This is a genomic window from Leclercia adecarboxylata, assembly GCF_006171285.1.
In the GTDB taxonomy this organism is placed as follows: Bacteria; Pseudomonadota; Gammaproteobacteria; order Enterobacterales; family Enterobacteriaceae; genus Enterobacter; species Enterobacter barmai.
In genome coordinates this window covers 1,820,744-1,834,348 of the sequence record NZ_CP040889.1, presented here as the reverse complement: position 1 = coordinate 1,834,348, position 13,605 = coordinate 1,820,744, and the positions used below count along the sequence as shown (strand labels likewise).

The 13,605-nt window shown below is 57.1% G+C and carries 13 protein-coding genes; 10 read left to right on the top strand and 3 right to left on the bottom strand.

Going from position 1 to position 13,605, the window contains the following annotated elements; all coding sequences use genetic code 11:
* Positions 1-82: 82 nt before the first annotated feature.
* The 8 genes from rmuC (at position 83) to tatD (ending at position 7,050) form a co-directional block, all read left to right on the top strand.
* Positions 83-1,531, top strand: a complete 1,449-nt coding sequence (gene rmuC / locus FHN83_RS10575) for a DNA recombination protein RmuC (protein ID WP_039031191.1) — start codon at positions 83-85, stop codon at positions 1,529-1,531.
* Positions 1,532-1,597: 66 nt separating this feature from the next.
* Complete coding sequence (gene ubiE / locus FHN83_RS10570; RefSeq protein WP_139563800.1) at positions 1,598-2,353, top strand: bifunctional demethylmenaquinone methyltransferase/2-methoxy-6-polyprenyl-1,4-benzoquinol methylase UbiE; 756 nt, start codon at positions 1,598-1,600, stop codon at positions 2,351-2,353.
* A gap of 13 nt (positions 2,354-2,366) precedes the next feature.
* Positions 2,367-2,972 carry a ubiquinone biosynthesis protein UbiJ gene (ubiJ, locus tag FHN83_RS10565; RefSeq protein WP_138370960.1) on the top strand — a complete coding sequence of 202 codons (606 nt, stop codon included), beginning with the start codon at positions 2,367-2,369 and terminating at the stop codon, positions 2,970-2,972.
* Complete coding sequence (gene ubiB / locus FHN83_RS10560) at positions 2,969-4,609, top strand: ubiquinone biosynthesis regulatory protein kinase UbiB (protein WP_039031188.1); 1,641 nt, start codon at positions 2,969-2,971, stop codon at positions 4,607-4,609. The genes ubiJ and ubiB overlap by 4 nt, the downstream gene beginning before the upstream one ends.
* Positions 4,610-4,685: 76 nt before the next feature.
* A complete protein-coding gene (gene tatA, locus FHN83_RS10555) occupies positions 4,686-4,940 on the top strand; it encodes a Sec-independent protein translocase subunit TatA (protein WP_039031187.1) in 255 nt (84 codons plus the stop codon).
* A 3-nt stretch (positions 4,941-4,943) separates the two neighbouring features.
* A complete protein-coding gene (tatB, locus tag FHN83_RS10550; protein ID WP_039031186.1) occupies positions 4,944-5,471 on the top strand; it encodes a Sec-independent protein translocase protein TatB in 528 nt (175 codons plus the stop codon).
* A 2-nt stretch (positions 5,472-5,473) separates the two neighbouring features.
* On the top strand, positions 5,474-6,226 hold the full coding sequence (gene tatC, locus FHN83_RS10545; RefSeq protein WP_039031185.1) for a Sec-independent protein translocase subunit TatC: 753 nt from the start codon (positions 5,474-5,476) through the stop codon (positions 6,224-6,226).
* Between the two features lie 41 nt (positions 6,227-6,267).
* Entirely contained in the window at positions 6,268-7,050 is a 783-nt protein-coding gene (gene tatD / locus FHN83_RS10540) for a 3'-5' ssDNA/RNA exonuclease TatD (RefSeq protein WP_139563799.1), read from the top strand.
* Here the strand turns inward: tatD and rfaH are convergent.
* Complete coding sequence (gene rfaH, locus FHN83_RS10535; RefSeq protein ID WP_039031183.1) at positions 7,047-7,538, bottom strand: transcription/translation regulatory transformer protein RfaH; 492 nt, start codon at positions 7,536-7,538, stop codon at positions 7,047-7,049. The two genes, tatD and rfaH, sit on opposite strands and share 4 nt — an antisense overlap.
* 183 nt (positions 7,539-7,721) lie before the next feature.
* Here rfaH and ubiD point away from each other — a divergent pair, with 183 nt between their 5' ends.
* Together ubiD and fre are read left to right on the top strand one after the other, a co-directional pair.
* Entirely contained in the window at positions 7,722-9,215 is a 1,494-nt protein-coding gene (ubiD, locus tag FHN83_RS10530; protein ID WP_138370959.1) for a 4-hydroxy-3-polyprenylbenzoate decarboxylase, read from the top strand.
* Positions 9,216-9,249: 34 nt separating this feature from the next.
* Positions 9,250-9,951, top strand: a complete 702-nt coding sequence (gene fre, locus FHN83_RS10525) for an NAD(P)H-flavin reductase (protein ID WP_039031181.1) — start codon at positions 9,250-9,252, stop codon at positions 9,949-9,951.
* 183 nt (positions 9,952-10,134) lie between these two features.
* Here fre and fadA read toward each other — a convergent pair whose 3' ends face one another.
* Together fadA and fadB are read right to left on the bottom strand one after the other, a co-directional pair.
* Positions 10,135-11,298: an acetyl-CoA C-acyltransferase FadA gene (gene fadA / locus FHN83_RS10520; RefSeq protein WP_138370958.1), complete on the bottom strand. Its 1,164-nt coding sequence runs from the start codon at positions 11,296-11,298 to the stop codon at positions 10,135-10,137.
* 9 nt (positions 11,299-11,307) lie between these two features.
* Positions 11,308-13,497, bottom strand: coding sequence for a fatty acid oxidation complex subunit alpha FadB (gene fadB, locus FHN83_RS10515; RefSeq protein WP_139563798.1), 2,190 nt, complete (start codon positions 13,495-13,497; stop codon positions 11,308-11,310).
* Positions 13,498-13,605 lie beyond the last annotated feature (108 nt).

Here is a 13,605-nt window from a genome sequence, read left to right as displayed (position 1 = left end):
TCGCAGAAAACTCTTTTCAAACTGGACGTTTATACAGCACAATTCTATTTTGTGCGGGTCATACCTTGATGCAGGGGGCGTCGTGGATATCTCTGTCCTTTTTTATGCCGTTATTGCGCTGGTTAGCGTCGGCGTGGGCTGGCTGTTCGCCAGCTACCAGCATGCGCAGCAAAAAGCCGATCAGCTGGCCGAACGTGAAGAGATGGTGGCCGATCTCAGCGCATTGCGACAGAACATTGCCCAAAGCGGGCACTGGCGCGACGAGTGCGAGCTGCTCAATAACGAACTGCGCAATCTGCGGGATATCAACACCTCGCTGGAAGCCGACCTGCGCGAAGTCACCACCCGCCTGGAATCGACCCAGCTGCATGCGGAAGACAAAATCCGCCAGATGATCAACAGCGAACAGCGCCTGAGCGAGCAGTTCGAAAACCTGGCGAACCGCATCTTTGAGCAGAGCAATCGCCGTGTCGATGAACAAAACCGCCAGAGCCTGAACGGCCTGCTGACGCCTCTGCGTGAACAGCTGGACGGTTTTCGTCGCCAGGTGCAGGACAGCTTTGGCCAGGAGGCGCGGGAGCGGCACACTCTGGCCCATGAGATCCGCAATCTCCAGCAGCTGAATGCCCAGATGGCGCAGGAGGCAATCAACCTCACCAAAGCGCTGAAAGGCGACAATAAAACCCAGGGCAACTGGGGGGAAGTGGTGCTGACTCGCGTGCTGGAAGCCTCCGGTCTGCGTGAAGGGCATGAATACCAGACCCAGGTCAGCATTGAAACGGAGAATCGCGCGCGAATGCAGCCCGACGTCATCGTCCGTCTGCCGCAGGAAAAAGACGTGGTCATCGACGCCAAAATGACGCTGGTGGCCTATGAGCGCTACTTCAACGCCGAGGACGACTACACCCGCGAGGCGGCGCTGCAGGAGCATATTGCCTCGGTGCGTAACCATATCCGTCTGCTGGGACGCAAAGATTATCAGCAGCTTCCCGGACTGCGTTCGCTGGACTACGTGCTGATGTTTATCCCGGTTGAGCCGGCCTTCTTACTGGCGCTGGACCGTCAGCCGGAGCTGATCTCCGAGGCGCTGAAAAACAACATTATGCTGGTGAGCCCGACCACGCTGCTGGTGGCGCTGCGCACCATCGCCAACCTCTGGCGCTACGAGCACCAGAGCCGCAATGCCCAGCAGATTGCCGATCGCGCCAGCCGCCTGTACGACAAAATGCGCCTGTTCGTCGATGATATGTCTTCGGTCGGACAGAGCCTGGATCGCGCCCAGGAGAACTATCGCCAGGCGATGAAAAAGCTGGCGTCCGGGCGCGGAAACCTGCTGGCACAGGCCGAATCCTTCCGCAGCCTTGGCGTGGAAGTTAAACGCGAGATTAATCCGGAATTGGTCGAACAGGCCACCGCGCAGGATGAAGAGTACCGGCTGCGCAGTGACGGGGCTGTTCAAAAGACAAACAACACCTTAGCGGATGCTCACGCACCGGCAGACCCCCTGGAGCGTTATTCCCGGGGAGGTTGAATCGTAGGGCAAATGCGCCCAATCTGTTACACTTCTCGTACATTTGACTGATAAGCAGGCTCTGAGATGGTTGAAGATTCACAAGACACAACGCACTTTGGCTTTCAGACTGTCGCTAAAGCGCAGAAAGCTGACATGGTGGCCCACGTATTCCATTCCGTGGCGGCGAAGTACGATGTAATGAATGACCTGATGTCATTTGGCATTCATCGCTTGTGGAAGCGCTTCACTATTGACTGTAGCGGCGTACGTCGTGAGCAAACCGTGCTGGATCTGGCGGGCGGTACCGGCGACCTGACGGCGAAATTCTCGCGTCTGGTGGGTGAAACCGGCCGCGTTGTGCTGGCTGACATCAACGACTCCATGCTGAAAATGGGTCGTGAAAAACTGCGCAATATCGGCGTGGTCGGCAACGTTGAATATGTCCAGGCTAACGCCGAGGCGCTGCCTTTCCCGGATAACACCTTTGACTGCATCACCATCTCGTTCGGTCTGCGTAACGTCACCGATAAAGAGAAAGCGCTGCGTTCCATGTACCGTGTCCTGAAACCGGGTGGACGTCTGCTGGTGCTGGAGTTCTCCAAACCGATTATTGAGCCGCTGAGCAAAGCGTACGACGCCTATTCGTTCCACATTCTGCCGCGCATTGGCGAAGTGGTGGCTAACGACGCCGACAGCTATCGCTACCTGGCCGAATCTATCCGTATGCACCCCAACCAGGACACCCTGAAAGCCATGATGCAGGACGCAGGCTTCGACAATGTTAATTACTTCAACATGACGGCGGGCGTTGTGGCGCTGCATCGCGGTTACAAGTTCTGAGTGGAGGTGGCGAATGCCGTTTAAACCCTTGATCACAGCGGGCGTTGAGAACGTACTCAATACTTTTCTGTATCGCTCACCTGCGCTGAAAACGGCGCGTCAGCGGCTGAACGGCAAGGTGCTGCGGGTGGTGGTAAAAGAGTTTTCGACCCCTCTGGTGCTGGTTTTCAGCGAGCGCCAACTCGACGTGCTGGGCGAGTGGGAAGGCGAGGCGGACTGCTCCGTTATCACCCATATGAGCACGCTGCCTAAACTGCGCGATCGCCAGCAGCTCACTGCTCTGATCCGCAGCGGTGAGCTGGAGGTCGAAGGCGACATTCAGGTGGTGCAGAACTTCGTTGCGCTGGCCGATCTGGCGGAATTCGATCCGGCCGAGCTGCTGGCCCCCTGGACGGGCGATATTGCCGCAGAGGGGATCGGTAAAGTGCTGCGCGGCGGCGCCTCTTTTCTGAAGAAAGGTTTTCAGCGTCAGCAGCGCTATGCTGCGGAAGTGCTTACCGAAGAGTGGCGCATGGCGCCCGGGCCGCTGGAAGCGGCATGGTTTGCAGAAGAAACCGCCGCGGTTGAGCGTTCGGTTGACGCACTGACAAAACGGCTTGAAAAGCTGGAGGGCAAATGACGCCAGGTGAAATTCGGCGCCTCTATTTTATCATCCGCACCTTTTTGAGCTACGGGCTCGATGAGTTGATCCCTCGAATGCGCATCACGTTGCCGCTGCGCCTCTGGCGGCAAACGCTTTTCTGGATGCCAAATCGTCATAAAGACAAGCTGCTTGGTGAACGGCTGCGTCTGGCGCTGCAGGAGCTGGGTCCGGTGTGGATCAAGTTCGGCCAGATGCTCTCGACCCGCCGCGATCTCTTCCCACCCCTGATTGCCGATCAGCTGGCCCTGCTGCAGGACAAAGTTGCCCCGTTCGACGGTCGGCTGGCAAAGCAGCAGATCGAAAAAGCGATGGGCGATATCCCGGTAGAGAGCTGGTTTGATGATTTTGACATTCAACCGCTGGCCTCGGCCTCCATTGCCCAGGTTCATACCGCACGGCTGAAAGAGAATGGCAAAGAGGTGGTCATCAAGGTGATCCGCCCTGACATTCTGCCAATCATCAGGGCCGACATGAAGCTTATCTACCGTCTGGCCCGCTGGGTGCCGCGCCTGCTGCCGGATGGCCGCCGCCTGCGCCCGTTGGAAGTGGTGCGCGAATATGAAAAGACGCTGATTGATGAGCTGAACCTGCTGCGTGAATCGGCAAACGCCATTCAACTGCGCCGTAACTTTGAAAACAGCCCGATGCTGTACGTGCCGGAAGTCTATTCCGACTACTGCAGCCAGGACATGATGGTGATGGAGCGCATCTACGGGATCCCGGTCTCTGATGTCGCGACCCTGGAAAAGCAGGGCACCAACATGAAATTACTCGCTGAGCGTGGCGTGCAGGTCTTCTTCACCCAGGTGTTCCGCGACAGCTTCTTCCATGCCGACATGCACCCGGGCAATATCTTCGTCAGCTACGAACATCCTGAAGATCCGCAATACATTGGCATCGACTGCGGTATCGTCGGCTCGCTGAACAAAGAAGATAAGCGCTACCTGGCGGAGAACTTTATCGCCTTCTTTAACCGCGATTACCGCAAAGTGGCCGAACTGCACGTCGACTCCGGCTGGGTTCCGCCGGATACCAACGTTGAAGAGTTTGAGTTCGCCATTCGTACGGTGTGCGAGCCGATCTTCGAGAAGCCGCTGGCTGAGATCTCGTTTGGCCATGTGCTGCTGAACCTGTTCAACACCGCCCGCCGCTTTAATATGGAAGTGCAGCCGCAGTTAGTTTTACTTCAGAAAACACTACTTTACGTTGAAGGGGTGGGGAGACAACTCTATCCTCAGTTAGACTTATGGAAAACGGCAAAACCTTTCCTTGAGTCATGGATCAAAGACCAGGTGGGTCTGCCTGCCCTGTTCCGCTCCCTGAAAGAGAAAGCGCCGTTCTGGATTGAAAAAATGCCAGAATTGCCGGAACTGGTGTATGACAGTTTGCGTCAGAGCAAGAACCTGGAACACAGCGTGGATAAAATTGCTCGCGAACTGCAAACCAACCATGTGCGTCAGGGCCAGTCCCGGTATCTGTTTGGCATTGGCGCCACGCTGCTGTTAAGCGGCACGCTGTTGCTGATAAACCGCCCTGACTGGGAGTTAATGCCCGCCTGGCTGATGGCCGGCGGCGTGGTGGTCTGGCTGGCGGGATGGCGTAAAACGCGCTGAATTGCATCGCTATCGCAGGGCCGCATAACGTATAATGCGGCCTGATTAATTTATCATCTACAACTGAGGAAGATGTATGGGTGGTATCAGTATCTGGCAATTAGTGATCATTGCCGTCATCGTCGTGCTGCTGTTCGGTACCAAAAAGCTTGGCTCTATCGGTTCCGATCTGGGCGCGTCCATTAAAGGCTTCAAGAAAGCGATCAAAGATGATGACGAGAAGCAGGATAAATCCAGCCAGGATGCGGATTTCACTGCTAAATCCATCGCCGATAAACAAGACGATGTCAAAAAGGAAAATGCTAAACGCCACGATAACGAGCAGGTGTAATACGTGTTTGATATCGGTTTTAGCGAACTGCTGCTGGTATTCGTGATTGGCCTCATCGTTCTGGGGCCTCAGCGTCTGCCGGTGGCAGTCAAAACAATTGCAGGCTGGGTGCGCGCGCTACGATCGCTGGCGACAACGGTTCAGAATGAGCTGGCGCAGGAGCTTAAGCTGCAGGAGTTTCAGGATAGCCTGAAAAAAGTAGAGAAGGCGAGCATGGATAACCTGACGCCGGAACTCAAAGCCTCTATGGACGAACTGCGCGAAGCGGCGGAATCCATGAAGCGCTCCTACAGCGTCAACGATCCGGAAAAATCGAGTGATGAAGCCAATACCATTCGCAATCCGCTGGTCAAAGATAACGAAGCGCAGCACGAAGGCGTGACGCCTGCCACTGCTGAACACCAGGCCAGTGCGCCCGAACAGACGCCTTCAGAGCCGGTGATCAAAAAACAAGAACCGACGCCAGCGCCTGCAGAGAAGAAACCTGCACCCGCCGCTGAGCCGTCCTCCTCGTCGAGTGATAAATCGTAAACATGGCAGTAGATGAAACTCAACCGCTGATTACGCACCTGATCGAGCTGCGTAAGCGCCTGATGAACTGCATTATTGCGGTTTGCCTCATTTTTTTAGGCCTGGTCTATTTCGCCAACGACATCTATCAGGTGGTCTCTGCGCCGCTGATTAAGCAGATGCCGCTCGGCGCGACCATGATTGCGACCGACGTCGCCTCGCCGTTCTTCACGCCGATCAAGCTGACCTTCTGGGTATCGCTGATTGCCTCTGCGCCGGTGATCCTTTATCAGGTCTGGGCCTTTATCGCCCCGGCGCTGTATAAGCATGAACGCCGTCTGGTGATCCCGCTGCTGGTCTCCAGCTCGCTGCTGTTCTATATCGGCATGGCCTTTGCCTACTTCGTGGTCTTCCCGCTGGCGTTTGGCTTCCTGGCAAATACCGCGCCGGTAGGGGTGCAGGTTTCAACCGATATCGCCAGCTATCTGAGCTTCGTCATGGCGCTGTTTATGGCGTTTGGCGTGGCGTTTGAGGTGCCGGTTGCCATCGTGCTGCTCTGCTGGGTAGGGGTCACCACCCCGGAAGATTTACGTAAAAAACGCCCGTACATTCTGGTGGGCGCCTTTGTGGTTGGCATGCTGTTAACGCCGCCGGATGTTTTCTCGCAAACCCTGCTGGCGATCCCGATGTATTGCCTGTTTGAGGTGGGTGTCTTCTTCTCGCGCTTCTATACCGGCAAGCGACGTGAAGATCACGAGGAAGAGTCAGAAGAGTAATATCAACCGCCCGCCAGGGCGGTTGTCATATGGGAGCGAGCATGTTTGATATCGGTCTGAACCTGACCAGCCCGCAGTTTGCCCAGGATCGCGATGAGGTCGTCGCCCGGGCCTTCGCCGCAGGCGTAAACGGATTACTGCTGACGGGCACCAACCTGCATGAAAGTGAGCAGGCGCACCAGCTGGCGCAGCGTTACGACCGTTGCTGGTCAACGGCGGGCGTCCATCCTCATGACAGCAGTCAATGGACGGCCGAAAGCGCAGACAGGCTGCGGGCACTGGCCGCCTCGCCGGAAGTGGTGGCTATCGGCGAGTGTGGCCTCGACTTTAATCGCAACTTCTCGACCCCCGCCGAGCAGGAACACGCCTTCAGCGCCCAGCTTGCGCTGGCAGCAGAGCTGGGGATGCCGGTGTTTATGCACTGCCGCGACGCCCATGAACGTTTTCTGGCGCTGCTGGAACCCTGGCTGAATAAGCTGCCCGGTGCGGTGCTGCACTGTTTTACCGGCACGCGGCAGGAGGCGGCAGACTGTCTGGATCGCGGTCTGTATCTGGGGATAACCGGATGGGTCTGCGATGAACGACGCGGGCTGGAGTTACGCGAGCTGCTGCCGGTTATTCCTGCCGATCGTCTACTGATTGAGACCGATGCGCCGTACCTGCTGCCGCGCGATCTCAGCCCCAAACCGGCATCACGCCGCAACGAACCGGCGTATTTAGGGCATATCCTTGAGCGGGTTGCGCACTGGCGCACAGAGGATGCGCAGTGGCTGGCTGCACAGACGGATGACAACGTGTGTCGTCTGTTTGGCGTTGAATTTTAAACTTTGCGGAAGCTGGTATTTTTCACGCTCTGCTTCACTTCTTTATTCAGTAAGTTCAGCAGCAGCATGGAGCGGGCTTCACCGTCCGGCTCAGCGAAAATCGCCACCAGCCCTTCGAACGCTCCTTCGGTGATCACCACATCATCGCCGGAGAAGGGCGTATCAGGATCGGTAATGTCTTCTGGCTGTTTATAGACCGAGAGCTGGTGGATGACGGAAGAGGGCACCGTAGCCGGATGCACGCCAAAGCGCACGAAGTGGCTGACACCGCGCGTCGCATTGATGGTGGTGGTGTGGATCACTTCGGGGTCGAATTCAACAAACAGATAGTTCGGGAACAGCGGCTCGCTGACCGTTGTGCGTCTACCGCGGACCATTTTTTCAAGCGTGATCATGGGCGTCAGGCAGTTCACCGCCTGGCGTTCCAGATGTTCCTGAGCACGCTGAAGTTGCCCGCGCTTGCAATACAGTAAATACCAGGCCTGCATAATGACTCTTTTCCGCTTGTTATGCCGGCAAGCATATCAAAACCCTGGCGGGATCGCTAAGCTGATTATAATGGCAGTACGCAGAAGAAGGCATGAATCTTCACGCTAATTTAACAAAAATACAGCATCACGCAGTCTTACGCCGTATAATGAAACGCTTACAGAGAGAGCTTGACTAACTGCATGAAATACAACGATCTACGCGACTTCCTGGAACTGCTGGAAAAGCAGGGCGAACTCAAACGTATTACCCTTCCTGTCGATCCTTATCTGGAGATGACAGAGATTGCCGACCGCACCCTCCGTGCCGGTGGGCCCGCGCTCCTGTTTGAAAACCCGAAAGGCTACACCATGCCGGTGCTTTGTAACCTGTTTGGCACACCAAAGCGTGTGGCGATGGGCATGGGCCAGGAGGATGTCAGCGCGTTGCGTGAAGTGGGTAAGCTGCTGGCTTTTCTGAAAGAGCCTGAGCCGCCAAAAGGTTTTCGCGATCTCTTTGATAAGCTGCCGCAGTTTAAGCAGGTGCTGAACATGCCGACCAAACGTCTGCGCGGCGCGCCCTGCCAGCAGAAAATTGTGGAAGGCGACGCGGTCGATCTGACGCGTATTCCGATCATGCAGTGCTGGCCCGAAGACGCCGCCCCGCTGATCACCTGGGGTCTGACCGTGACGCGCGGTCCGCATAAAGAGCGCCAGAATCTCGGGATCTACCGTCAGCAGCTGATCGGCAAGAACAAACTTATCATGCGCTGGCTGTCGCATCGCGGCGGCGCGCTTGATTTCCAGGAGTGGTGTGCGGCGCATCCGGGCGAACGCTTCCCGGTATCCGTAGCGCTGGGTGCCGATCCGGCCACCATCCTCGGCGCGGTGACGCCGGTGCCGGACACGCTGTCCGAATACGCCTTTGCCGGGTTACTGCGCGGCACCAAAACCGAAGTGGTGAAGTGCATTTCTAACGATCTGGAAGTGCCCGCCAGCGCCGAAATTGTCCTCGAAGGCTACATCGAGGCGGGTGAGATGGCACCGGAAGGGCCGTATGGCGACCACACCGGCTATTACAATGAAATTGACAACTTCCCGGTGTTTACCGTGACGCACATTACCCAGCGGGAAGATGCAATTTACCACTCCACCTACACCGGACGTCCGCCGGATGAACCTGCCGTACTCGGCGTGGCGCTCAACGAAGTGTTTGTGCCTATTTTGCAAAAGCAGTTCCCGGAAATTGTTGATTTTTATCTGCCTCCGGAAGGATGCTCTTATCGCCTGGCGGTGGTGACTATTAAGAAGCAGTACGCGGGTCACGCAAAACGGGTGATGATGGGCGTATGGTCTTTCCTGCGCCAGTTTATGTATACCAAGTTTGTGATCGTTTGCGATGATGACGTCAATGCCCGTGACTGGAATGACGTTATCTGGGCCATCACCACCCGTATGGACCCGGCACGCGATACCGTGTTAGTTGAAAACACGCCGATTGATTACCTGGATTTTGCCTCGCCGGTTTCCGGTCTTGGCTCAAAAATGGGACTGGATGCCACCAATAAATGGCCCGGCGAAACCCAACGTGAATGGGGTCGACCGATCAAAAAGGATCCTGAGGTGACTGCGCGAATTGACGCGATCTGGGATGAACTGGCCATAATGAATAACGGTACGCCGGATTCCGACCGTTAAGCCTCATAGACTTACCGACTGACAGAGAGAGCGAATGACAACCTTAAGCTGTAAAGTGACCTCGGTAGACGCTATCACCGACACTGTATATCGCGTCCGTTTAGTACCTGAATCGGCGTTCTCCTTCCGCGCTGGCCAGTATCTGATGGTGGTGATGGATGAGCGGGATAAGCGTCCTTTCTCAATGGCCTCCACGCCGGACGAGCAAGAGTTTATCGAGCTGCACATTGGGGCGTCAGAGCTCAACCTGTATGCGATGGCGGTGATGGATCGCATTCTGAAAGAGAACGAGATCGAGATTGATATCCCTCACGGGGAAGCCTGGCTGCGCGATGATGAAGAGCGTCCGCTGATCCTGATTGCCGGCGGCACCGGTTTCTCCTACGCACGCTCCATCCTGCTGACGGCGCTGGCGCGTAACCCGGACCGCGATATCACCATCTACTGGGGTGGCCGTGAGTCGAAGCACCTTTACGATCTCTCCGAGCTGGAAGCGCTGAGCGTGACCCATCCTAACCTGCGCGTTGAGCCAGTGGTGGAGCAGCCTGAAGAGGGCTGGCGCGGTCGCAGCGGCACCGTGTTAACGGCGGTACTGCAGGATCATGGCACTCTGGTAAACCACGATATCTACATTGCCGGTCGTTTCGAGATGGCGAAAATTGCCCGCGACCTGTTCTGCAACGAGCGTGGCGCGCGTGAAGATCGTCTGTTTGGCGACGCGTTTGCGTTTATTTGAGACGAAAAAAACCCGCCCCTGACAGGCGGGAAAACGGCAACTAAACCTTTCCCCGTCATCATTCACGCTGCCTCTTTGTTGGCTGCCTTTGCTCACCCCGGTCACATAGTTAACTATGTTCCCGGGGATTCGCGCAGTTGCCGCCGCGATGCAACGCGAATGATTTAGGGGAATATTCTTCGATTACACCCTCTCAAATACCGTCGCGATCCCCTGACCCAACCCGATACACATGGTCGCCAGACCAAACTGGGCATCTTTTCGTTCCATCAGGTTGATAAGCGTGGTGCTGATACGCGCCCCGGAACAGCCCAGCGGGTGACCCAGTGCGATGGCGCCGCCGTTGAGGTTAATCTTCTCGTCGATCTGATCCATCAGTCCCAGATCCTTAATGCACGGCAGGATCTGCGCGGCGAAGGCTTCGTTCATCTCGAAAACGTCGATATCGCTGGTGGTAAGCCCGGCTTTTTTCAGCGCCAGCTTCGACGCCGGTACCGGGCCGTAACCCATAATTGACGGATCGCAGCCGACCACCGCCATCGAGCGGATGCGCGCCCGCGGCGTCAGCCCCAGTTCGCGGGCGCGGCTTTCGCTCATTACCAGCATAGCGGCTGCACCATCGGACAGAGCGGAAGAACTGCCCGCCGTCACGGTGCCGGTCACCGGATCAAAGGCCGGTTTCAGCGTCGAGAGCGCTTCGACGGTGGTTTCCGGGCGGATCACTTCGTCGAAGTAGAACTGCTTGAGCACGCCATCGGCGTCGTGACCGCCGGTTGGCAGAATTTCATTTTTGAAGGCGCCGGACTGCGTCGCGGCCCAGGCGCGGGCGTGCGAGCGGGCGGCAAAGCTGTCCTGCATTTCGCGACTGATACCGTGCAGGCGGGAGAGCATCTCCGCCGTCAGCCCCATCATGCCCGCGGCTTTTGCCACGTTGCGGCTCATGCCGGGATGGAAATCGACGCCGTGGCTCATCGGCACGTGGCCCATGTGCTCTACGCCGCCAATCATGCACACCTGCGCGTCGCCGGTCATGATCATGCGTGCCGCATCGTGCAGGGCCTGCATCGACGAACCGCACAGGCGGTTGACGGTAACAGCCGGTACCGAGTGCGGAATTTCCGCCAGCAGCGCGGCGTTACGGGCGATGTTGAAGCCCTGTTCCAGGGTCTGCTGCACGCAGCCCCAGTAGATATCGTCCAGCGCGGTAGCCTCCAGCGCCGGGTTGCGCGCCAGCAGGCTACGCATTAAATGTGCGGAGAGATCTTCCGCGCGCACGTGACGAAATGCGCCGCCCTTCGAACGGCCCATCGGGGTGCGAATTGCATCGACAATGACAACCTGTTCCATTGTGACTCCTTAAGCCGTTTTCAGTGCGCCAACCGGACGGGCAGGCTCAACCGGGGGATAGTACGCTTCGTTGTGACGCGCTTTATTACGCAGACCTTCCGGAGCCTGATACAGCGGGCCGAGATGCTCGTACTGCTGCGTCATATCCAGATAGCGGGCGCTGCCGAGCGTATCCAGCCAGCGGAACGCGCCGCCGTGGAACGGAGGGAAGCCCAGGCCGTAGACCAGCGCCATATCGGCTTCCGCCGGGCTGGCGATAATGCCCTCTTCGAGACAGCGCACCACTTCGTTGACCATCGGGATCATCATGCGGGCAACGATCTCTTCGTCGCTGAAATCGCGCTTCGCGTTGCTGACGTCTGCCAGCAGGCTATCCACGGTGGCGTCTTCCTCTTTCTTCGGCTTGCCTTTGCTGTCTTCTTTATAACGCCAGAAGCCGAGGCCGTTTTTCTGACCGTAGCGACTGGATTCGAAGAGCGCGTCGATAGCATCGCGATAATCTTTCTGCATCCGCTCCGGGAAACCTGCCGCCATCACCGCCTGGGCGTGATGGGCGGTATCAATGCCGACGACGTCCAGCAGATAGGCCGGGCCCATTGGCCAGCCAAACTGTTTTTCCATCACTTTATCGATCTTGCGGAAGTCAGCCCCGTCGCGCAGCAGCTGGCTGAAACCGGCAAAGTACGGGAACAGCACGCGGTTGACGAAGAAGCCCGGGCAGTCGTTAACCACAATCGGGGTTTTGCCCATCTTGCTGGCCCACGCCACCACTTTGGCGATGGTTGCATCGGAGGTTTTCTCTCCGCGGATCACTTCAACCAGCGGCATGCGGTGCACCGGGTTAAAGAAGTGCATCCCGCAGAAGTTTTCCGGGCGCTTCAGGACGCTGGCCAGTTCGCCGATGGGAATAGTCGAGGTATTGGACGCCAGCACGGTATCCGGGCGCACCTTGTCTTCTGTTTCCGCCAGCACCGCTTTTTTCACTTTCGGGTTTTCGACGACCGCTTCAACAACCACGTCCACGCGATCGAACCCGCTGTATTCCAGGGTCGGATGGATGGTGGAGATCACCCCGGAGAGCTTCAGGCCGTCAATCTTGCCGCGTTCCAGCTGTTTGTTCAGCAGCTTGGCCGCTTCGGTCATGCCCAGGGTCAGCGATTTGTCGTTGATATCTTTCATGACTACAGGCACGCCTTTCCAGGCGGACTGATATGCGATGCCGCCGCCCATGATGCCTGCGCCCAGCACTGCGGCCTGTTTTGGCGTCTCGACATTTTTGGTGAGCTGCTTCGCTTTGCCCTTCACGAACTGGTCGTTGAGGAAAATACCCACCAGAGCACGCGCTTCGTTAGTGTGAGCCAGCGGGACGAAACTTTGATTTTCTAATTTCAGTGCTTCGTCACGGCCCAGACGTGCGGCAGCTTCGATGGTTTTCACCGCCGTAACAGGCGCCGGATAGTGTTTACCCGCCGTCTGCATCACCATGCCTTTGGCGATGGTGAAGCTCATGGTGGCTTCAATCTTACTTAAGTGCAGTGGCTCCAGTTTCGGCTGGCGTTTCGCTTTCCAGTCGAGATCGCCGTTAATCGCCTGGCGCAGGATCGCCACTGCCCCTTCGCGCAGTTTTTCAGGCTTCACCACGCCATCAACCAGACCAAGCTTCAGCGCCTGATCGGCACCGACATCTTTACCGGCGGCGATGATCTCAAGGGCGCTGTCGGCACCCAGCAGGCGCGGCAGACGGACCGAGCCGCCAAAGCCCGGCATAATGCCCAGTTTGGTTTCCGGCAGGCCGATGCGCAGATCCGGCGTCGCCAGACGGTAATCGGTGGCCAGTACGCATTCGCAGCCGCCGCCCAGCGCATAGCCATTGACTGCGGAAATCGTCGGGACCGGGAGATCTTCCAGACGGTTAAAGACGCTGTTGGCGAAATGCAGCCACTGGCTCAGCTGCTCCTGAGGCACCAGGAACAGCGAGAGGAATTCGGTAATGTCCGCGCCGACGATAAATGCCGCTTTTTCGGAACGCAGCAGCAGACCTTTTAAATCGGTTTGTTTTTCAAGAACGTCCAGAGCATTTCCAAGGCTGGCCACGGTTGCGGTGTCCAGCTTATTCACTGAGCCGGGGGCGTCGAATACCAGTTCGGCAATGCCACCTTCCAGCCAGTCTACGTACAGGGTGTCGCCTTTGTAGAGCATGTCAGTCTCCTGAATCCAGCAATTGGATCTGGTCATACCAGATGAATCGGAGTGTGGGTTTTGTGTTAATGAAATGCAAATTAGTCATTAAATAATTGTAGGCCCGAT